Here is a 22,060-nt window from a genome sequence, read left to right as displayed (position 1 = left end):
TGGCTAGAATAACACAGGGTTGGCGGCAAAGACATTGACCTGACACCGGTGAGGTCACTCCTTTTACGGTGACTTGCGGGGATCGATGAACGTGTCTGGCGATGGATGTCGGCAACGGTGGTCGCCGTCGGTCATGACGGGAGATGGCCTCAAAACAAACAATGAATGGATGATTATGGCTAAAACTTCTTTTTTGCTCGACTTCAGCCTGCTGAAGAACAATCGACATTTTCGTGCCATTTTTGTGGCCCGGATGTTGTCGGTATTTGCGCTGGGGATGCTGACCGTGGGGGTGCCGGTTCAGATTCAGGCGATGACCGGCTCCACATTGCAGGTGGGGATGGCGGTGGCGCTGGACGGCATCGGGATGTTTATCGGCCTCATGTTGGGCGGCGTACTGGCCGACCGTTTCGACCGGCGTCGGCTGATTCTGTTTGCCCGCGGCACTTGCGGCCTGGGGTTTGTGGCGCTGAGCATCAATGCGTTTTCCGGCACGCCTTCGCTGATCGCGCTTTATGTTCTGGCCGCATGGGATGGCTTTTTCGGTGCGCTGGGGATGACGGCGTTGATGGCGGTGATCCCGTTGTTGGTCGGGCGTGAAAACCTTCCCGCAGCGGGGGCGTTGACCATGTTGACGGTGCGATTAGGTGCGATTTTATCACCCGCGCTGGGCGGGGTGATTATTGTTGCAGGCGGCGTCGGCTGGAATTTTGCCGTGGCGGCGGTGGGAACGTTGGCTACGCTGATTCCGCTGACGCGCTTGCCGTCGATGCGCCCGGCGCCGCGTGAGCCGGAACACCCGTTGCGGTCATTGGCCAGCGGGGTGGGGTTTGTCTGTTCGCACCCGGTGGTGGGTTGCGTGGTTCTGGTCGGCATGCTGGTCAGTATTGTCGGCGCGATGCGCGTGCTATTTCCTGCGTTGGCGAACGACACCTATCATGCCGGGCCGTCGGCGGTGGGGTTGATGTATTCGGCGGTGCCGCTGGGGGCGATGCTGGGGGCGTTCACCAGCGGCTGGGTGTCCGGCGTGCGCCGTCCCGGCCTGCTGTTGTTGGGATGCGCGATGGGGGCGTTTCTGACGGTGGCGTCGCTAGGTTTGTTTGCTCACCTGTTGCCCGCGCTGGTGGCGCTGGTGGGGTATGGCTATCTTAATGCCACCACGTCGCTGTTACAGTTCACGCTGATCCAGACGCATACGCCGGATCATTTGCTGGGCAGGGTGAACAGTCTGGGTACGGCGCAGGATGTCACCGGCGATTCTATTGGCGCGCTGCTGTTAGGCGTGATGGGGAAGGTGCTATTGCCTGCCGCCAGTATACTGACCTTCGGCGGCGTAGCGGCAGTCTTCGGTGGGATAATGGCATTACTGGTGCGTCCGCTAAGACAGTGTCGTTTCGGTGAGCCGGCGTGTCAGCCGGCACCTGAACCCGAGCTGGAGTCCGCATCGGCGTCAACTGATCGAGCGGGATCCTGAGATCCCGCGTTCAGGACAGGGATGATGATGCGTGGTTAGCGCCGGCGAAAATGTTGTTCGATGCGATCGAGCATGTTGCTGGCGCTGTAGTAGTCCAGACGGAAGGTGTCTGTTCCCATTGACCATATCTGTCGTTGCTGTACTGGTTCCAGGTGGCTAAGGAATGGGTTCTTGATGACCTGTTCGACGGTGGCGTCGTCGGTGGCGAACAGCAATAGCGAGCGACCATTGAGGCTAGCCGCCAGATTTTCGCCGGAAATTTGCAGAATATCCTGTCGCTTGCCTTGCTGGAGGCCGGTCTGAATAGCGTCCGACAGTTCCGCTAGCTCAAAACCTAACTCGGTGAGCAGTTGTCCTTGCGCCGAAGCCCGAGTCCACAGATTTACGCCGCGGCCGTCTTCGTAATACACCAGCGCGGAAACCGGCTGCGGCGGTAGCTGGATTGCCTGTTTAACTGCGAGCACCCGCTGGTCGAACTGCGTCGTGATCTGCCTGGCATCATCTTCATGACCGGTTGCGTTTCCCAACTGTTCCGCCAATTGCTGCCAGCTTTTATCGCCGTAGTTGATGACCAGCGTTGGGGCAATGGCCGACAGTTGATCGTATAACTTCATGGCGGAATCGCCGCCGGTGGCTGAAATGATGATCAGGTCCGGCGCGGCAGCGGCGATGGCTTCGGCATTAGGCTCCGTAATATACAGCGGTTTTACGTCGCGTTTTCGGGCCTCTGCGCTCCATTGATTGAAAAAACCCTGATCGTCGGAAACGACCGTATGCGGTGCCGTAGCGCCTGAGCCGACCAACGGCGCCTGAATGGCCAGCAGGGTGCCGCTCACGGTGACACTGGTCGACACGATGCGTTTAGGTTGGGTTGACAGTGTCAGCGGGCCTTTGAGGGTCTGGAGAGTGCGGGGCCAGCCGGCTGTCGGGGCGGGAGTGACGGACTGTGCCGACGGCTTGCCATCGTCGCATCCACTGAGCAGCATGCCGAGCAGCAACACACATCGAGCCAGGTACCCGCTGCGTTTGCCTTTGATGAGGCGGCGTTTGACGCCGGTAGCATACGGTATCATTCCAGAGTACGTCATCATTGGATTTCCTGAGATATTAACGCGGTGGTGCAAGGTTATCGATAATGCGTCTCACATACAATAAGCGGATGGCAATAGCGTTTTTGGCGAGTAGTGATTGGCGGAGGGGAGCAGCAACAGAAAAGCGGCGTCAGCTGCAAAAAAGCACCGCTGCGATATGCAAACGGTGCTTTATGAAGACAATTATTGCCCTCAGTGAGAGCGCTCTTGCTGTATGAAGCCGTTACATCAGGCTGTTGTGTTGATCTGGGTTCCGACGCTGCCGGTAGTCCTCAGCAGATTCTGCGCCATTGACTCATCACCATCCGGTCTTGTCTCGGTGGCTTCATTGTCGCGGGCGCTTTCAGGAACAACGTTTTTAGCGGTTGTGCTTACGGGAATGGATACAGCAGAAGAGTAATCACCGCTGGAAGGAATTGACATGCTCATATTGCAACCTCCTGATTTATTTTAATAAACTTCAGGCGTTAACCTGAAGCATTCATCAGACCCTGTTGGGGTCTGTTCATTGCCCTGATGTGCCGGGCAATAAGCGCTATCCCTCAATAATGACTTAGTTGTTGCGACAACGCCGTTCAGCCAATGATTCGACCTTATTCTGGGTATTTAGCCGTGGGTTGGTGGCCATACCGGTAATCGGGCTGCTGTGTCACCAATAGGATTCCTGAACGTATCTGTTCTCAATGAGCAAGAATGAGCAAGTTGGCGCTGCCTGCCGCCCGGTAGAAACCTTAGAAAGAGCAAGGAAACTTTACCGCGTTGTTTTAGACGGTAAGGTGGCAATTAATGGTGTTTTATGTTGTGTAATTGCGCGGTTGGTGTTAATGCAGCCTTAAGGTTTGGGTGTTATTGCAATGGACGAAGACAGTATAAAAATGTCATGGCCGTTGCTAACGATGTGGTTTGCCGGAATGTACGCCATAAAAAAGCAGGCGCTTGCGGCGCCTGCTTTCATACCGGAGAAATGATATATGACAATGGATTACTGCCCTGACCAGGCTTTGATCTGCTGGTCTCGAACCTGTAGCTTCTGTTCCGGCGTCAGTTTGTTGTAATCCTTGCTCAGGCCGCTTTCCCAATCACCATACAACGGATTGGGCAGTACGATGTATTGAGTACCGAATTTGGTTTGATTTTGGCTAACGAAAGCGCGGCGCTCTGCATTGTCTTTATGATAGGTGGCAGCTCCGAAATCGTTAAGGTTGTCGCCGACATACAGCACGATGTCGTTGCCTGCGGCCTTGATTTCGTCAAAACGCGCCTGCTTGTTGGAGCTGCCTTTACTCAGCAGTACGGTTTGATCCGTTACACCTGGGAAGCCGAGTTTCAGCATATTTTCTCGGGTGTCATTAAACTCGGACTGTAACCGGTTGGAAACATAAAACATTTGCCCGCCGTGGTTGGTTACGTACTTGGCGAAAGCGACAGCGCCGGGTACGGCGGTCGCCTGGCGAGACTGGGACCATTTCGCCCAGGATTTGCCGTCATACGGCTGATGTTGTTTGACTTGCCAGCCGCTGTAAGGGCTGTTGTCCAGCATGGTTTCATCCAAATCGACGACGACGGCTTTTTTCTTGCCCGGTGCGACGGGGGCGGCATCAAAGGCGATACGAGCGGTATTGAACGCCTGATAACTCAGCGCCTGGTACTCGCCGGACTGCTGGAACCAGTTCAGCGCCAATACAGACTGGTTGGACAGCGCGGTTTGCGCTTCCTGCTGGCGCTGCTGGGCGCAGCCGGTTAACGCTAGCATGACCATCAATGCGCCGGCACTTAATGTCAGTTTTTTCATCGTTTTTCCTTTACTTGTCCCAATTGAGTTGCCTGGTTTAAAAACAACATAGAATCAATAGTATAGAGTGATGTAAAGCCAGCAGTTTTACTTGTATGCACTTTTTTAAATTCTGTGACAAATAACTGTGTGATGAAATGTGGCGCCAGCATTTCAACGGCGGGCTGCTGATAGCGTCTATTGACGACAGATCGTGCGTAAATGAGTGTTTTCGGTTTTTTATCCGGAAATCATGCGCGATGAAGCCGCTATCTAATATGGTGATAAGGCTTGCTTGGGAATGTACGGAAATTCATCAACCATAATCGCAAAATGACAGTTGTCTTTGAGAGTCAACTCGAACACGAAAAACACCGTTGCATAGCACTGTTAAATCGAGCGTTATGCTGTTTGAGCATGTTACTGATGATAACTCTGGAACAACATATATGCATAATAAGCAAAATGAGAATATATCTCCGTCATATCGCTATTCAATGTTGCGTCCAAGACTAACTTTTGAGCGTTTGATTTTAGTGATGGTACAAAGCCCTTGCCATCTATCAGGAACCAGTCCATAATAGCGTCCATTCCTGATGCAGGAAGTGAAAATGTCTTAATAATCAATATGTTGTTGATTGTTTTTTAGGATAACATCACTGCATAATGAATGTCTAAATAAGGCGCGTTGGCAGAGTGGCCATGCAGCGGATTGCAAATCCGTCCACCTCGGTTCGACTCCGGGACGCGCCTCCAAATTCTGAGCCCAGATGGTGGAATCGGTAGACACAAGGGATTTAAAATCCCTCGGCGTTCGCGCTGTGCGGGTTCAAGTCCCGCTCTGGGCACCATGTGTTAACGCCTTAATAAATAAGATAAAAACTGAAAGAATATTACCGCCACTAGGCGGTTTTTTTATGCCTGTAATTTGGCAAGTGGCGACGTTGGTTTTTGCTGGTATGCAGAAGTGATTTTTGATAAAGCCCTCATTATTCATCGTGGTTGAATAATTAAAGCGCAACACCCAATGATTTTTCTCCAGGAATGGCTGTGTGGCGGAGTTGAATTAATCGCAACTTTATTACCATCACCCACGCTGACCTGTACCACGCAAATCAGGTGTTCATAATGGCCAGTTGGAACATTTTCAATAAAGCGCTCCTCATGGCGGCCCCGTCCGTATTGGGCTGGATACGTCAATCACCGTGTCTCGGTTTGAAACTGCCACATGTCATGACGAAGGTAGTTCTCGCGTCACGCTGAATCTTTTCAGTATCACAACTGAACTGCTGGTTACGTTGCGTCAGTCTGACGTCTCTAAATTCTATCCTTGAGTGCATAAGTTGGTTCGCATATTATTCACGCCTTGTGTTAATGATTATCATTTGCGAAAAAATGTGTTCAGGGAACCTATTCATGATAACTACGTGTACTTTCTCTTTTGATCCTGGTCGCTCCGCTTTGTCGCGGCGTGGATATTTGGCCATTATGATTTCGGCTGCGCTAGGGAGTATCTCTTCGGTAGCACTCGCCGCAGAGGAAACGATTACCGTTGAAGCGTCGACGGTTACGAAGGAAGACGCCTGGGGACCGGCACCAACTATCGTCGCCAAACGTAGCGCTACCGGTACGAAAACCGATACGTCAATCGAGAAGAACCCACAATCCGTATCGGTCGTCACCAGTGAAGAGCTTCAGATCCGTCAACCCGATACGGTAAAAGATGCATTGGGCTACACACCTGGTGTGTTTTCCGGTAACCGCGGTAGTTCCAATACTTATGATGTGGTGAATATTCGGGGATTTACGTCGGTCAATACTAACCAGTATTTGGATGGTCTTAAGCTACAAGGGGATAACTACTCTGAAGCCGCCCTAGATCCCTATATGCTTGAGCGCGTTGAAGTATTGCGCGGGCCGGTTTCTGTCCTTTATGGCAAAACCAGTCCCGGTGGGTTGGTTGCGCTGGTCAGTAAACGTCCAACGGCCGAGACGATCCGTGAAGTGCAGTTTAAAATGGGGACGGATAATCTCTATCAAACCGGGTTTGATTTTGGCGGCGCGCTGGATGATAGCGGGGTGTATACCTATCGGTTTACCGGTGTGGCGCGTAGTAGCGATGCGCAGCAGGATATGGCCAAGGAAAAGCGTTATTCCATCGCGCCGTCATTTAGCTGGCAACCTGATCAGAACACTAAATTTACCCTGTTAACTCATTTCCAAAATGATCCCTATACCGGGTTCTATGGGTGGTTGCCGCGTCAGGGAACGGTGAATCCGTATTTCGATGCCGATGGGCAGGCCCATAAGCTGTCAACTTCCTTCAATGACGGGGAAGCGAGTAATAAGCTTTCACGTAACCAGAAAATGATCGGTTACAGCGCGGAACACGCATTCAATGACACTTGGACCGCAAGACAAAACCTGCGCTACATGCAATTGGATTCCTATTATCGCGGCATTTATGGTTCCGGTGTTTCTTCTTCTCAATCATATGTATTGGATCGCGCATCGGTTATCTCCCGTGAGCACTTGAACAGCTTCACGGTTGATAATCAGGCTCAGGCTGTATTCTCAACGGCGGACGTCGAGCATACCGTGCTGTTCGGTCTCGATTATATGCGTATGCGCAATGATATCGATGCCTATTTCGGCTCTGCTTCGGCGCTGGATATGAGCACTCCACTTTATGGGGACGACACGATTCCTTCTGATTCGTTGTTTGCCTGGAAGTATTTGAATCGTCAGGAACAAACAGGTTTTTATATACAGGATCAGGCGCAGTGGAAGCAGTGGCTGTTGACGATGGGCGGGCGCTATGACTGGTCGAAAACTTCGGCGCAAAATCGTAATTCAGGCTCGACCGAAGCCCGGAACGATGGGCAATTTACCTGGCGTGGTGGGATCAACTACCTGTTTGCTAACGGCATAACGCCTTATTTTAGCTATAGCGAATCGTTTGAGCCGACGTCGGGCACCAATGCTGATGGGGAAACGTTCAAACCCTCTTTGGGTAAACAATATGAAGTTGGGGTGAAATATGTACCGAAGGATCGGCCGGTTGTTCTGACGGCTGCCGTCTATACCCTAACGAAGAGTAATAATCTGACCACTGATCTCTCCAATCCGAGTTTCAGTATTCAGACCGGGGAAATTCGTGCCCAGGGTGTGGAGTTGGAAGCCAAAGGCGCATTAAACCAGAACGTCAACATGACGGCGGCTTATTCACATGTTGATGTGAAGTACACGCGGGATAATGCGTTGCAAGGGAAGCGACCCTACCAGATTCCGAATAACCAGGCGTCCTTATGGCTGGATTACACCTTCCGTGAAGCAGCGCTTAGCGGGGTGAGTATAGGATCAGGCGTTCGTTATATTGGCAGCTCGTATGGCGATGCCGATAATTCGTTCAAAGTTGCGCCATATGGTTTGCTTGATGCGATGGTGAAATACGATCTGGCGCGATTTGGCATGTCGGGATCCAGTATTGGCGTCAATGTGGATAATCTGTTGAATCGTCAATACGTTGCCAGTTGCTATTCAGATTATGCCTGCTATTGGGGCAGTGAACGTCGTGTTACCGCTACGGCTACATTCAGATTTTAAATGTATACTGCCGTGGTTGGGGAACCACGGCAGTCATTGCGAGGATGTTATACGCCAAGCTTTTTGTGGTATTCCGCACGGGTTTTCTTCAGCTCATCCGTTGCGGCTTTTGCTTGTTCCAGCTTGCCTGCATCAACCAGTGCAATAGCATCATCAATTTGTTTGAGTAGCTTACTTAAGCCTTCATTGAATACCGCACTTTCAGCACCCTTATTAGCCTGCGGATCAGCCTTGGCTTTAGTGGCGTGCTCCTTCAGTTTCAATAGCTCGGCCTTCAATGTTGCGGCATCATTGGCATTGGATGCTGCTTTGTAGCTTTTTTGCATGGCTGACATTTCATCTCGTACTGCAGCGATGCCAGAAACGGGCAGAAGTGCTGCGGATGCCGAAATGGCCAGGCACATTGCGATAATCGTTTTTTTCATTGCTCACTCCAGGTTAAAAAGCCTTATAGGCGATGGGCTTGTTATTTTTCGGAAGTATTCATGAGCGGCTTCATGGGGTCAAATGGAATTTATATTACACTTAACATAGTTATCTAAAACAATGTCTATTGCACGTGTAAAAAAACGGCAATTCATAATTAACTGCATGATGATTCAATGTTTTTTACCATACTGATTTCAATGTAAATATTTATATTTTTTTAAGTCCCTCTGCATAAGAAGCTATTGATTGGTTGTGTAATATTAATCATTATTAATGAGACTAAGATCTCTTAATTAGGCGGTTGCGATGCAGGTTACGAATTAACGACAATATCAATCTGAAATCGAGGGAGAATAATATCCGCAATATGAAGCAAGTTATTTACGAGTTGCCGAATAATTAGACTTTATCCCGATACCACCACGGTATCGCAGTCATTCGCCGGATTTCCCTATGCCCGAGATGGGCCTGCGGAATTCATGTTATTAGGTGGAGAGCAGCAAAAGAACAACATTAATGTGTCGAACTTAATTGTTGCTGATATGGCTGATTATCGACTGGGCGTTTTGTCTTTCTTGTATCGCCACAACCATTTCCCACTGGTCATGCGACGATAGAAAAGGATACCTCGCACGATCCAGTCGAAAAACATGCCCATCCATACACCAACGACGCCGAAGCCAAGTATAACCCCCAGTATATAACCAGCTATAACCCGGCATCCCCACATGCCTGCCAAAGCAACCCACATGGTGTAACTGGCGTCTTTAGCGCCCTTGAGGCCGGCGGGTAACACCCAGGAAGCTGCCCAGGCTGGCATGAACAGCGCATTAAGCCATATCAGTTCCTTAGCAACCTTTATCACATCCGGTTCATTGGTATAGAACGATGACAGCCAACCAGCCATAGGAACGGATAGGATCCCCAATGTGCAAAGTCCAATGTTGGATAACCAGAAAATGTGTTTAAGCTGGCGTACCGACTGGGCAATTTGGCCTTTCCCCAAGCGGGTTCCTACGATGATGGTTGATGCTGCACCGAGGGAGTTCCCTGGTAGGTTGATCAACGCCACAATAGAAAACGCGATAAAATTACCGGCAATGACTTCGGTTCCCATGCCAGCGACAAAACGTTGAGTAATCAGTTTCCCGATATTGAACATGACGGACTCAATACTGGTGGGAATACCAATACTTAGTACCTCGTAGAGGATCGCCGTTGTAAAAGGGTAAAAGTAGCTTCTAAACGAAATGCGTAACGCGCCATTGAACCCTTTCATCAAGGTTAAAATGACAAATAAGGCGCCGATATAACGTGAAAGCGTAATGCCTAAACCTGCGCCAATAAATCCCAATCCATGCCAGGGGCCGATACCGTAAATTAGAATGCCGCTGATTATAATATTCAGGATATTCATAGCGATATTAATCAGCATAGGCAGCCGGGTATTGCCGGCGCCGCGCAGTGCACCGCATCCGACAAGTGCTATCGCTATAGCTGGATAGCCCCAAACGGTCAGGCGAAGGAATGTTAAAGCCAGTGTTTTTACCGCGGGTTCAGCGCTCCAGGCGATAAGGTTGATGATGGTAGCGCCGGATAATTCAACCACACCAACCAGCACAAAGGACACCAGAACCAGTAACGACATGGATTGCCTGGATGCTTGCAGAGCCATATATCGTTTACGCTGCCCCAGATTGAAAGCGACGACAACTGCCGTACCAAGAGCTACTGCTGTGAAGAAGGCGATGACCAGCATGTTGAAGCTATCGGCCAATCCGACAGCCGCCATCGCTTCTTTACCTAACCAACTGACGAGGAATGTACTGAAAATCCCCATCAGGACAACGCAAAGCCCTTCAACAAAGATCGGCAGCGCCAGTGGCATGATTTCACGTTTGAGCAAAACGCGGTTTGAGCGGCGTTTTCTATACCAGGAGGTATCGCGTAGCGTACTTAACAGCTGTTTGGCTGTACTCAAGATCGTATTACCTGTTTTTTGATTTGAAGCGGGGAGGAGACCTGACTTTTACTCATTTTTTGCGGTTGAGCTCGCTCATTTAGCCATGGTTATCCTGGGGTATAGAAACAGTGTGCACGATGTCGCTGGTCCGTACCATGATCAAAGAAGGGGAATTGGGACATTCTCGCGCTGTCGTCGCACATTGGCTGTTGGGGTATCAAATGGTTTGCTGCAGTGATTATAAACACGCTTTGCGTATGAAACAGTATGACGGCGCGATTTAGTTAAAACATGATTTTATATTGAAATTACCATGATCTGTTGCTGCCCTGGCAAGGATAGCCGTTGTGATCTTCTGTCATGTAAACGGAATCACCACTCACTGAGAATTAGTTGCATCTGGATTGCGGTTCACTAGAAAAGATCTGTAAAGTAACAAGAAGCGACCATATTCTGGTTTTTCAGAGCAATATTATGAATGTAAACGATCGTGTTACGGTAAAAACGGATGGTGCGACTCGCAGGGAGGGCGTGATTCTGGCGGTAGAGATGTTTCAGGAAGGCGTTATGTACTTGGTGGCGCTGGATGATTATCCCGATGGGATCTGGTTTTTTAACGAGCTAAACAGCCCGGAGGGGGTCTTTGTTGAGCCGGAAAGACCTTGATAGAAATGGCCCGATACTGCAACCGCTGTATCGGGCATACCAGTCAGAACGTTTCCCAGTTATCGCTACCGGTATTGGCGTGCGGTTTCCCAAGCTGCAGATTTGTTGTCGTGGCTGCTGTTGTCGCCAATGCTGGTTTGGACGGCGTGATGAATTGCGAACCCGCGTGATTGGCGAGTTTGAATGCAGCTACGGCGCGAGTCAGTATTGATGCCTGTTCCTCAAGTGACGCGGCGGCTGCCGATGCTTGCTGTACCAGCGCCGCATTCTGTTGCGTTGTGCTGTCCATTTCCGTGATCGCCTGACCGACCTGGCTGATCCCTCTACTCTGTTCGTCAGATGCAGAGGCGATCTCATTCATAATATCGGTGACGTTGGTTACCGCATGGACGATTTCGTGCATTGTCTGCCCAGCTTTATCAACCAGGGCGGAGCCATTGTTGACTAGGGTAACTGATTCAGAAATCAGATTTTCAATCTCCTTGGCGGCTTGAGCACTGCGCTGCGCCAGATTACGAACCTCACCTGCGACGACGGCAAAACCACGTCCTTGTTCGCCTGCCCGTGCCGCTTCTACCGCAGCATTCAGCGCCAGAATGTTGGTCTGGAAGGCAATGCTGTTGATGACGTTGGTGATTTCAGAGATTTTGCGGGAACTGCCGGAGATACTGTTCATCGTGTTGATGACATTTTCAACGATTTCGCCACCCTGACGCGCTTTTCCGGAGGCATTTGATGCCAACTGGCTGGCATGGTGGGCGTTATCCGAGTTTTGTTTCACTGTGGCGGTCAGCTGCTCCATGCTAGCGGCCGTTTGTTCGATAGCTGCAGCCTGCTGTTCCGTCCTGGATGCAAGGTCTTTGTTACCGGCGGTAATCTCTGTTGTACCCTGATAAATAGAGTCCGCACTATCACGAACCGTCGAAACCGTATGCACCAGAGATGCCTGCATCTGTTGGACATTCTTGCCGAGGATCCCCATCTCGTTTCGACCGAAACGTTCATCGGATTGAGTCAGGTCGCCTTGCGCAATGCGTTGGATGCGAGTGACTAGAATATTCATCGGTTTAATCAATGTGCCACGCAAGAACATGAATGTCAGTAAGGTCATCACTGCGGCAATTACAAAGCTGATTGCCATTAATGAATAACCTAACATGGCTTGATGTTGAGCTTCGGCATTCAGTGCTTTGGCGCGTTCTGTCCGAAATGCAATCGCTTTCAGCAGCGGCTTATTGTATTCCGCATCCAGTACTCGAACTTCATCCGCTTCATGATTCAGTATCTCTTCAAAATAACCGTCTTTGGCTGCCTTCAACATCGGCAGGATGCCTTTTTCGATGTAATCGTTGTAAGCCTTTTTCAAATCGGGATCCAAAGCAATATCCGTATCGGTTTTAACGGCCCGGTTTTCATAGATATTGAACGCATCTTTCGACATTACGATGCGTTGTTCGGCTTGCTTTATATTGTTGTTAAATACCTCCGTATCCCCAACGCGAACAGCAGCTCCAGCTTGAATAATAAGCAATCGGGCGGTTCTGATATGGTTGGAACTGTTGGAGAGACCTAGACGGACGTCGATCTCCTGGGTGACATAATCCAGATTCTGGTTTGCGCGAACCAGAAAATAGCTGGCGGTACCAATAGCCAGAGCAAACATCAGCATGATGCCGCCCAGAATGATGACAAATAACGGTACCAGACCAAGGTTACTCAATATGCTCGCTTTACCCTGTTGATTTGATTTTGACATCATTTTCATATCCATATCGCTCGTTTCAGGAAAAATGAATCATCGCTTGCTGTGTGTACTACCGATATAACCTGAGAGTGTTAACTTATGGAAACATTAGCGCAACAATTTTGCTCGCGTATTACGAATATAGCCTAGCATCTATGATGTGAAACATTCATACATTTCAGTGCGATTTTGATCACGAATCTGGTGGCTGAAAAAGTCTCTTTCTGCTGTTAACCGTTTTCATTATTAAGTAAATAAATGGGATCTGAAGAAACCAGCACTGTTGGTTGGATATGTTAAAAATTGATACCCTACTTTGAGTGAGATATCACCGTTGTTTTGATGGCATGGCGATGATTCTGTGCAAACATGCTCGATATGAAACAAATAAGCGCTATTAGGCATTTGTATAGATGGCGACAACTTAAATGTTTCTCGAGCGAGCATAATGTCGGCAATAAAGGGCCCCAATGATCCAAGCATGTATCATGTATAGGGTAGTAGGTCGGGCTATTTATGAGGATGTCATGAGAACCGTTACATTACTTATTCCAGTAGTCGTAACCTGAATTTTTGAAAATTGGGAGTTGCTTTCCTGGTTACTGCTCAATGTTCAGCTCTTGTCACACACTATCCTCCGTTTGCCAGCGACATTGCTGGCAAATGAGCACTTATATAACTAATCTATTCGCTAAGAGAGCATGTAAACAGAATGAAAGAATATGCGGAATTCACATAACATATTGATTTATTTTAATTAATTTGTATATTGTCTCGATTGGTCGAGATTTTTGTGAATATCTTTGGTTGTTTTGTGTTCAGTGAGATTTCATTGAAAGGCAAGAATAGTGAAATGTTGTAAGTGAGATCCTTTTAAAGCGTGACTTACGTCGCATTTTTATTAAAATGCCCTCTGGCTTTCGTTGTACGAGTCATGGCTAAGGCGGTAGAGTGGCAGGAATTAGGATTAATCCTATGCTCTGGGTATGGACGGAAAGTGAAGCCAGGAAGGATACATTTGTGGTAATGGACAACGAGAGCGTGGGGTACATCAACACAGTTGATACTGCATTTTCGTCGTAGATAACACTATAAAGCTTTAAATAATCTGGCACCGATAGTTTTCATGCCACCTATGGAGAGTGACTGTTTAACCGGGCGATACGTTATATCACCTAACTGAAGTTTAAAACATAGCCTGTCGGGATGGGATTATGGGTACCTCTGAATTACTCAAGCACATTTATGACATCAATTTGTCTTACTTGTTACTTGCTCAACGGTTAATCAACGACGAAAAGGCATCTGCTATGTTTCGTCTCGGCATAAATGAAGAGATGGCCGATACGCTGATGCAGCTTACTTTGCCGCAGATGGTCAAGCTGGCCGAAACTAATCAACTGATATGTCATTTCCGCTTCAGTGATCACAATACGATTAAGCTTCTGACTCAGGAGTCGCGTGTTGATGATTTGCAGCAAATCCATACCGGAATCTTATTATCTAGTCATTTATTACAAGAGTTGTCTTCTAAAGAAGAAAACCTGCCTAAGAAAAGGGCATGATGATGGCGGAAAAAAGCATTGTTCAAGAAGCGAAAGATATTCAGTTAGCGATGGAACTGATATCTCTTGGCGCTCGCTTACAGATGCTGGAAAGTGAAACCCAGCTGAGTCGTGGGCGTTTAATCAAGTTATATAAAGAATTGAGAGGTAGCCCCCCACCTAAAGGTATGTTGCCTTTTTCTACTGACTGGTTCATGACATGGGAACAAAATATTCATTCGTCCATGTTCTATAATGCCTATTTATTTTTGCTGAAAAATGGTCAGCATAGTGGCGTAGAGGCAGTTATAAGAGCTTACCGTCTCTATTTGGAGCAATGTGCTCCACAAAGCGATGCTCCTCTGCTGGCGTTGACCCGTGCATGGACATTAGTGCGTTTTGTTGATAGTGGCATGCTACAGCTATCCTCTTGTAATTGCTGTAAAGGCATGTTTATCACTCATGCTCATCAACCTAAAAACGGGTTCGTCTGCAGTCTGTGTCAACCTCCTTCCCGAGCAGTAAAAAGACGTAAACTTTCTCCGCATGTTGCCGATATGATACCTCAACTGCTGGATGAACAGGTCAAGCACGCCGTCTGAGCCTGATTCGTGATTCTGTCACTGTGAGTTCGAGTGACGGAATCTTTCCAAGCAAGTGTTGTTAAGGCTCTACAGTACTTATGCCTTGCCCAACCACCTTTGCTATTTTATAAGGAATTCTTGTGCTGGTTATATTGGGTTATCTTGTCACTATAGGCTCCATACTGGGCGGTTATCTTATCGTTGGCGGTGAGCTGGGAGCTCTTTATCAACCCTCAGAGTTACTGATCATTGGTGGTTCGGCAATAGGTGCTTTTATTGTCGGTAATACGGGCAAGGGAATCAAAGGGACATTGCGTGCGCTTCCAGCCTTATTCAAAGGTTCCAAATATACCAAAGCTGTATATATGGATCTTATGGCTGTTCTATTCCGTCTGATGGCCAAATCTCGCCAACAGGGTATGCTTTCGTTAGAGTTTGACATTGATAATCCTAAAGAAAGTGAAATCTTCTCAACTTATCCACGAATTCTGTCCGATAATTATGTTATTGAGTTTGTCACTGACTATCTTCGATTAATGGTTAGTGGAAACATGAATGCGTTTGAAATAGAGACGCTAATGGATGAAGAAATCGAAACGGTCGAGCATGAAATAGAAGTTCCTGCTACCAGTCTTAACCTGATGGGTGATGGCTTGCCTGCTTTCGGTATTGTTGCAGCAGTAATGGGGGTGGTTCATTCTCTGGCGTTTGTCGACCGTCCTGCCGCTGAGTTGGGGATGATGATTGCCCATGCAATGGTAGGGACGTTTCTTGGTATTTTATTAGCTTATGGCTTTGTTTCTCCTTTAGCGTCTTTGTTACGTCAAAAAAACTCAGAAAAAATCAAAGTATTACAATGCATTAAAGTTACTTTGTTGTCTAGCCTTAATGGATATGCACCACAGATCGCTGTTGAATTTGGTCGTAAAACGCTGTATTCCACGGTACGTCCTTCATTCACTGAAATGGAAGATCATATTCGTAGCGTAAAAGCTCCACCGCAGCAGGCAGCGGAAAATGACGCATGAAACATCAACATCCCATTATCCGCAAAAAACGTAAATCGGGACATGCGGCTCATCATGGCGGTTCATGGAAAATTGCCTACGCTGACTTTATGACAGCCATGATGGCACTTTTCTTGGTTATGTGGCTTATCGCTATTTCATCTCCATCCCAGTTAGCTCAGATTGCTGAGTATTTTCGTACACCCTTAAAAATTGCTATTACATCCGGGCCCAAAATGAGTGATGCATCAAATCCTATACCTGGTGGAGGGACTGATCCGACTCATCAGGAAGGGGATGTATCGAAGCAGATCGATACGATGGATGGACGACTCGAAGAAATAAAACTCAATAAATTGCGTGAGCGTCTTGATCAGTTGATCGAAGCTGATCCGCGTTTACGTGCACTGCGGCCTCATTTATTGATAGAAATGGTTGATGAAGGGTTGCGTATACAGATAATTGATAGCAACAACAGACCTATGTTTAAAACCGGTAGTGCTCAGGTAGAACCTTACATGAGTGATATTTTGCGAGCTATAGCGCCGATACTTAATGATATTCCTAATAAAATCAGCCTTTCCGGACACACTGATGATGCAAGGTACGCGACAGGGGAAAGAGGTTATAGCAACTGGGAGTTGTCTGCGGATCGAGCAAATGCGTCACGACGCGAGTTGATTGCTGGAGGATTGACTGAAGGTAAAGTACTTCGGGTTGTAGGGATGGCTGATACAATGAACTTAAAGCAGGCCAAAGATGGCAGCGATGCTATCAACCGCCGTATCAGTCTGGTTGTGCTAAATAAGCAGGCACAGGAAAATATCGAGCGTGAGAATGCTGAAAGTAGTGCCGTCAACATTGATAAAATAGAGAATTTGCAGAATATGGGGTTGGATAAGTCTAAATCTGGCAGCGGCTCTGCCGAAAACAGTAATGGTATGACTTTACCACAACCCGAGACTAACGGGACGCCAGCGCCGGCTGCAACCGGGGCTCCTGCTCAAGCACCGGTTCCGGCAGTGGCACCAGCATCGGGCGCGAATGGAGCATCGACACCAGGTCGTCGGCAGCCGACAACTGCGTTGCCTGCCGCACCTGATAGTCAGGCGACACCTTCTTCAATAAGCCGCGATTCACAGCAGAGGTGACCCACGTGAGCATGGACATGAGTGCTTTCTATCAAACATTCTTTGATGAAGCAGATGAATTGCTGGCGGATATGGAGCAGCATTTATTGCAGCTTGATCCATCAGCGCCTGATACGGAACAATTGAACGCCATATTCCGCGCTGCTCACTCGATTAAAGGGGGCGCAGGAACTTTCGGTTTTACTATATTACAAGAAACCACGCATCTATTAGAAAACCTGTTGGATGGTGCCCGTCGCGGAGAAATGCGCCTGAGCACCGATATTATCAACCTGTTTTTGGAAACAAAAGATATCATGCAGGAACAGTTGGATGCTTATAAAACCTCGCAGGAACCCAATGCGGAAAGCTTTGAGTATATTTGCCAAGCTCTGCGTCAGCTCGCTCTGGAGTCAAAAGAAGGACCGAGCGCGTCTGAGTCTGTTCCTGCAGCGGTAACAGCTAAAACAGAAAACGCTGTGGGTGTCCCGTCGGCATCAGTTGCTTCGGGACATGCCGGACTGTGTATTTCCCTCACGAAATTGAAAGAGCAGGATATTCCCCAATTACTTGAAGAACTGGGAAATCTTGGAACAATCAAAGACACTCAGCAAACAAGCAATAGTGTTGATGTAATGCTGGAAACCTCCGCCAGTGAGGATGATATCAGTGCTGTGCTGTGTTTTGTTCTTGAACCCGATCAGATCAGTTTCAAGAATGTATCCGAGGGTTCTGACGCCAAGCAAGCGGCTCCAGCTTCAGCGGTTGAGGTTGTGCCTACCGCTCCTGCCGTTGTTGAAGTGGCAGCCGTTCCAGAGGAATCTCAGCCCAAGTCTCAACCGAGCTCACCTGTCGCTAAGGCTGGTAGTGATGCAGGCAAGGCGAGGACCAAAACCGGCGATACCAGCATCCGTGTTGCTGTGGAAAAAGTTGATCAACTAATAAACCTGGTTGGTGAGTTGGTCATTACTCAATCAATGCTAGCTCAACGCTCAAGCGCTCTTGATCCTGTTGCTCATGGTGATTTGCTTAACAGCATGGGGCAATTGGAACGCAATGCACGTGACCTCCAAGAGTCAGTTATGTCTATCCGTATGATGCCGATGGAGTACGTATTTAGCCGTTTCCCTCGACTTGTACGTGATTTGGCAGCCAAGTTGGGCAAAGAGGTTGAGCTGACATTATTGGGTAGTTCGACAGAGCTGGATAAGAGTCTGATCGAACGTATTATCGACCCATTAACCCATCTGGTTCGTAATAGCCTTGATCATGGTATCGAGTCGCCGGAAAAACGCATTGCCGCAGGTAAACCTGCAGTGGGTAATCTGACATTATCCGCTGAGCATCAGGGTGGGAATATTTGCATTGAGGTTATCGACGATGGTGCGGGTCTTAATCGCGAGCGTATACTCGCCAAGGCTCTATCACAGGGAATGGCTGTTAGTGAAAGCATGACGGATGAAGATGTCGGAATGCTGATTTTTGCCCCTGGATTCTCTACGGCGGAAAAAGTAACTGATGTGTCTGGCCGTGGTGTAGGTATGGATGTTGTTAAACGAAACATCCAGGAAATGGGGGGACACGTTGAAATTCACTTTCAGAAAGGTAAAGGGACCACCATTCGAATTCTGTTGCCGTTAACTTTGGCTATCCTTGATGGGATGTCAGTGAAAGTCAGCGGTGAGGTATTTATTCTGCCATTAAATGCAGTAATGGAGTCTTTACAGCCGCAGGCGGAAGACTTGTATCCGTTGGCTGGCGGGGAACGAGTGCTGCAGGTTCGTGGCGAATATTTGCCGTTGGTTGAGTTGTATCAGGTGTTTGATGTTGCAGAAGCCAAGACGGATGCTACTCAAGGTATCGTCGTAATACTGCAAAGTGCGGGACGGCGTTATGCACTTTTAGTCGATCAGCTCATTGGCCAACATCAGGTTGTAGTTAAAAACTTGGAAAGTAATTATCGCAAGGTGCCGGGAGTTTCAGCCGCAACTATTCTAGGGGATGGTAGCGTAGCATTGATCGTCGATGTATCGGCGCTTCAGGCACTGTATCGGGAGAAGCGAGTGGCTGAAACCGCTGCTTGATAACAAGATGACGGTTATTAAATAAAGGTGACAAACATGACTGGACTTGCAAATGTTACTAAATTGGCTGGCGAGACAGTAGGTCAGGAGTTCCTGATTTTTACTCTGGGCGATGAAGAGTACGGTGTTGATATTTTGAAAGTACAGGAGATACGCGGTTACGACCAAGTGACACGTATTGCCAACACGCCATCATTTATTAAAGGTGTGACAAATCTGCGCGGAGTGATTGTTCCGATTGTTGATTTACGTATCAAATTTGCACAGCAGGAAGTGGATTATGATGATAACACTGTTGTCATCGTGCTCAACCTAAGCCAGCGTGTAGTCGGTATCGTTGTTGACGGTGTTTCGGATGTGCTTTCCTTGACGGCGGATCAGATTCGTCCGGCGCCTGAATTCGCGGTGACTTTGTCGACGGAATATTTGACCGGACTGGGCTCATTGGGCGAACGAATGCTGATTCTCGTTGATATCGAGAAATTATTAAGCAGTGAAGAGATGGCCTTGGTTGATAGCGTTACAAAAATCTAATCGTCACTAAATGGGGTCACTTCGGTGGCCCTTAGTTTTATTTAAATCCGCTACTTTCTACAATTTTTCACGGTAATGTTACAACAGATGCTAGTGCATCGATAATAGTTATATAAATAAGGCTAGATATGCTTAATCGTATAAAAGTTGTCACCAGTTTGATTATTGCACTGGGGTTATTTAGTGCGCTTCAAATTGCTTCAGGTGGTCTATTTTTCCATGCTTTAAAATCAGACCGAGAAATATTCAAAATTACTCAGGTAATTAATCAGCAAAAATCTGAGCTAGATTCTACGTGGTCTTATCTCTTGCAGACGCGCAACACGTTGAACCGTGCTGGAACCCGATATGCACTTGATGTGTCCGGTGGAAAAACCGGTGGAGTTAGCGCTAATGATTTGATCGCTTTGGCCAAAAAGCAGTTAGTTGTTGCTAATGCCCATTTCGCTAATTATGAAAAGATACCTTATGTTGAACAGCAAGACGCCGTTGTAGCGCAGGCGATAAAAGAAAACTATAACGCACTAAACAGTGCGCTAAATGAGTTAATCGTTTTTATTTCCAACGGACAGTTAAAAGAATTTTTTGATCAGCCAACACAAAGTTTCCAGGACAAATTTGAAAAGGCCTATTACTCTTACAAAGAGTCTTACGATAAAGTATACAATCAAGCGATTGTGGAAAATAACTCGGCCTATTCTTCTTCGATTTGGGTTCTCTGTTCAGTAGCCGTATTACTGTTAGTAATGGTGCTTATGATGTGGGTGAGTATTACTCGTTCACTGATTTATCCACTGAACTCGTTGATAGAACATATTCGCCAGATGGCCAAAGGTGTTTTGACAACACATATTGATTTCCATGGCTCCAATGAGATGGGCATTCTGGCTGATAATTTACGGCATATGCAGAGTGAATTCATCACAACGGTCAGTGCTGTTCGGCATGGTGCTGAAGCCATTTACACTGGTGCTAGCGAGATTAGCGCTGGTAATAATGATCTTTCTTCCAGAACGGAACAACAAGCTTCATCTCTTGAAGAAACAGCCGCCAGTATGGAACAACTGACAGCGACTGTGAAGCAGAATGCGGAGAATGCGCGCCAGGCTAGTCAATTGGCGCTGAGTGCTTCGGAAACTGCGCAGAAAGGCGGTAAAGTTGTTGATAATGTGGTGAAAACCATGCACAACATTGCTGGGAGTTCGCAAAAAATCGCAGATATCACCAGCGTGATTGATGGTATTGCATTTCAGACCAACATATTGGCGCTCAATGCTGCAGTAGAAGCAGCCAGAGCGGGCGAACAAGGTCGTGGTTTTGCTGTTGTTGCTGGTGAAGTAAGAAGTCTTGCTCAACGCAGTGCTCAGGCTGCCAAAGAAATCAAATCGCTCATTGATGATTCTGTCAGTCGTGTGGATGAAGGCTCAATCCTGGTTGAAAGTGCAGGTGAGACCATGGGAGAAATTGTCAGCTCGGTGACTCGCGTGACGGATATTATGGGTGAGATTGCCTCTGCATCCGATGAGCAAAGCCGTGGAATAGAACAGGTCGGACTGGCCGTCACTGAAATGGATCAGGTTACTCAACAAAATGCTGCATTGGTGGAGGAATCTGCAACAGCTGCTGTTGCTCTTGAAGAACAGGTGCGCATTTTGAACCAGGCCGTTGCGGTTTTTCAGTTGCCTGTCAGTGGGACATCGACCGCACAATCAGTAAGTTATGATCATGCCCGAGTGAGCGCTCCAAAAGTTGGGCTAGTGAAAGTTGCATCAGATAGAAAAGAAATCAAAGAAAGCAAAGCATCGGATAACTGGGAAACATTCTAGAGTATAGCGTTTGGTGGCCCGATAAGTCTGGAATGGCTTTATTGAGTGCGCTGATAGGTTGCATGTTGTCATGCAACCTATTAGTTAGATTGTTATTCGGACTGTCATGAATAGAAGTGGCCAGAATTTGATGGCTTCAATTGTTGTTGATTTGTGGCATGACGTGACTATTTCCTGAGTGTTATTGGGCAAAGAGAGGATAAATTTTGCTCATAGGATCCATTTTTTGGGATAGTTGCGACAGTTTTTGATTTTTGTTGTGCAATGCACGCTGGTTTAGTTAAAGAAAGGTTCATTTTGGCCGATTGATATGGGTAATGCCGAGCTAAAGTGTGGGGTGTTCGAAACGTTGTGATGGGCGCCAGCGGTCTGCAGGTCGGCAAATATATAGCACTGGGTTTACTCCGAGGATGCTGAGTAACCTGGGGCTGATAGGAATCTCATAAAATACAGAACAGATACAGGTTCGATCAAAGGTATCCATACCTGTTTCCTGGCTGGAGGACGTAGGTCGGCATTGTGGAATGTGTGTTGTTTTATCGTACCATGCAAAAATGGATGCCTGAATGACAGTGAAAGGTCTATGCATTTCATAATAGGAAATCTA

At 47.7% G+C, this 22,060-nt stretch carries 16 protein-coding genes and 2 tRNA genes; 12 read left to right on the top strand and 6 right to left on the bottom strand.

Annotated features, from left to right (window positions below):
• Positions 1-175 precede the first annotated feature (175 nt).
• Positions 176-1,474 carry an enterobactin transporter EntS gene (gene entS / locus HEP82_RS14590; protein WP_192458741.1) on the top strand — a complete coding sequence of 433 codons (1,299 nt, stop codon included), beginning with the start codon at positions 176-178 and terminating at the stop codon, positions 1,472-1,474.
• 35 nt (positions 1,475-1,509) lie between these two features.
• On the opposite strand, the gene fepB is transcribed toward entS, so the two are convergent.
• The 3 genes from fepB to HEP82_RS14575 form a co-directional block, all read right to left on the bottom strand.
• Positions 1,510-2,562, bottom strand: a complete 1,053-nt coding sequence (gene fepB / locus HEP82_RS14585; protein ID WP_225622489.1) for a Fe2+-enterobactin ABC transporter substrate-binding protein — start codon at positions 2,560-2,562, stop codon at positions 1,510-1,512.
• A gap of 231 nt (positions 2,563-2,793) precedes the next feature.
• Positions 2,794-2,994: a hypothetical protein gene (locus HEP82_RS14580; protein ID WP_192458740.1), complete on the bottom strand. Its 201-nt coding sequence runs from the start codon at positions 2,992-2,994 to the stop codon at positions 2,794-2,796.
• A gap of 553 nt (positions 2,995-3,547) precedes the next feature.
• Positions 3,548-4,357 carry a 5'-nucleotidase, lipoprotein e(P4) family gene (locus HEP82_RS14575; RefSeq protein WP_192458739.1) on the bottom strand — a complete coding sequence of 270 codons (810 nt, stop codon included), beginning with the start codon at positions 4,355-4,357 and terminating at the stop codon, positions 3,548-3,550.
• Between the two features lie 661 nt (positions 4,358-5,018).
• Here HEP82_RS14575 and HEP82_RS14570 point away from each other — a divergent pair.
• From HEP82_RS14570 to fhuA, 3 genes are all read left to right on the top strand, one after another.
• A tRNA-Cys gene (locus HEP82_RS14570) sits at positions 5,019-5,092 on the top strand.
• A gap of 8 nt (positions 5,093-5,100) precedes the next feature.
• Positions 5,101-5,187 (top strand) — tRNA-Leu (locus HEP82_RS14565).
• A 565-nt stretch (positions 5,188-5,752) separates the two neighbouring features.
• Positions 5,753-7,942, top strand: coding sequence for a ferrichrome porin FhuA (fhuA, locus tag HEP82_RS14560; protein ID WP_192458738.1), 2,190 nt, complete (start codon positions 5,753-5,755; stop codon positions 7,940-7,942).
• Between the two features lie 47 nt (positions 7,943-7,989).
• On the opposite strand, the gene HEP82_RS14555 is transcribed toward fhuA, so the two are convergent.
• Entirely contained in the window at positions 7,990-8,367 is a 378-nt protein-coding gene (locus tag HEP82_RS14555; protein WP_192458737.1) for a cytochrome b562, read from the bottom strand.
• A gap of 554 nt (positions 8,368-8,921) precedes the next feature.
• On the bottom strand, positions 8,922-10,355 hold the full coding sequence (locus HEP82_RS14550; protein ID WP_192458781.1) for an EmmdR/YeeO family multidrug/toxin efflux MATE transporter: 1,434 nt from the start codon (positions 10,353-10,355) through the stop codon (positions 8,922-8,924).
• Between the two features lie 453 nt (positions 10,356-10,808).
• Here HEP82_RS14550 and dsrB point away from each other — a divergent pair, with 453 nt between their 5' ends.
• The gene (gene dsrB, locus HEP82_RS14545) at positions 10,809-11,000 is read left to right on the top strand and encodes a protein DsrB (RefSeq protein WP_192458736.1); all 192 of its coding nucleotides are present in this window, start codon (positions 10,809-10,811) and stop codon (positions 10,998-11,000) included.
• A gap of 43 nt (positions 11,001-11,043) precedes the next feature.
• On the opposite strand, the gene HEP82_RS14540 is transcribed toward dsrB, so the two are convergent.
• Positions 11,044-12,771 carry a methyl-accepting chemotaxis protein gene (locus HEP82_RS14540; RefSeq protein ID WP_192458735.1) on the bottom strand — a complete coding sequence of 576 codons (1,728 nt, stop codon included), beginning with the start codon at positions 12,769-12,771 and terminating at the stop codon, positions 11,044-11,046.
• Between the two features lie 1,187 nt (positions 12,772-13,958).
• Here HEP82_RS14540 and flhD point away from each other — a divergent pair.
• The 7 genes from flhD (at position 13,959) to HEP82_RS14505 (ending at position 21,453) form a co-directional block, all read left to right on the top strand.
• Complete coding sequence (gene flhD, locus HEP82_RS14535; protein WP_012765125.1) at positions 13,959-14,309, top strand: flagellar transcriptional regulator FlhD; 351 nt, start codon at positions 13,959-13,961, stop codon at positions 14,307-14,309.
• Between the two features lie 2 nt (positions 14,310-14,311).
• Positions 14,312-14,890, top strand: a complete 579-nt coding sequence (gene flhC, locus HEP82_RS14530) for a flagellar transcriptional regulator FlhC (protein WP_023638243.1) — start codon at positions 14,312-14,314, stop codon at positions 14,888-14,890.
• 122 nt (positions 14,891-15,012) lie between these two features.
• Positions 15,013-15,900, top strand: coding sequence for a flagellar motor stator protein MotA (motA, locus tag HEP82_RS14525; RefSeq protein WP_192458734.1), 888 nt, complete (start codon positions 15,013-15,015; stop codon positions 15,898-15,900).
• The gene (motB, locus tag HEP82_RS14520; RefSeq protein ID WP_192458733.1) at positions 15,897-17,030 is read left to right on the top strand and encodes a flagellar motor protein MotB; all 1,134 of its coding nucleotides are present in this window, start codon (positions 15,897-15,899) and stop codon (positions 17,028-17,030) included. Before motA ends, motB begins: the two co-directional genes overlap by 4 nt.
• Before the next feature lie 17 nt (positions 17,031-17,047).
• Positions 17,048-19,093 (top strand): chemotaxis protein CheA, encoded by a 2,046-nt coding sequence (cheA, locus tag HEP82_RS14515; protein ID WP_192458732.1) that lies wholly within the window; start codon positions 17,048-17,050, stop codon positions 19,091-19,093.
• Positions 19,094-19,129: 36 nt separating this feature from the next.
• Positions 19,130-19,627 (top strand): chemotaxis protein CheW, encoded by a 498-nt coding sequence (cheW, locus tag HEP82_RS14510; protein ID WP_012765130.1) that lies wholly within the window; start codon positions 19,130-19,132, stop codon positions 19,625-19,627.
• A 128-nt stretch (positions 19,628-19,755) separates the two neighbouring features.
• A complete protein-coding gene (locus tag HEP82_RS14505) occupies positions 19,756-21,453 on the top strand; it encodes a methyl-accepting chemotaxis protein (RefSeq protein WP_192458731.1) in 1,698 nt (565 codons plus the stop codon).
• The last annotated feature ends 607 nt before the right edge of the window (positions 21,454-22,060 follow it).

It is taken from the genome of Musicola keenii (genome assembly GCF_014855505.1).
Lineage (GTDB): Bacteria > Pseudomonadota > Gammaproteobacteria > Enterobacterales > Enterobacteriaceae > Musicola > Musicola paradisiaca.
Note: the sequence above shows the minus strand (reverse complement) of the source record. Positions and strands in the feature narration are given on the sequence as shown.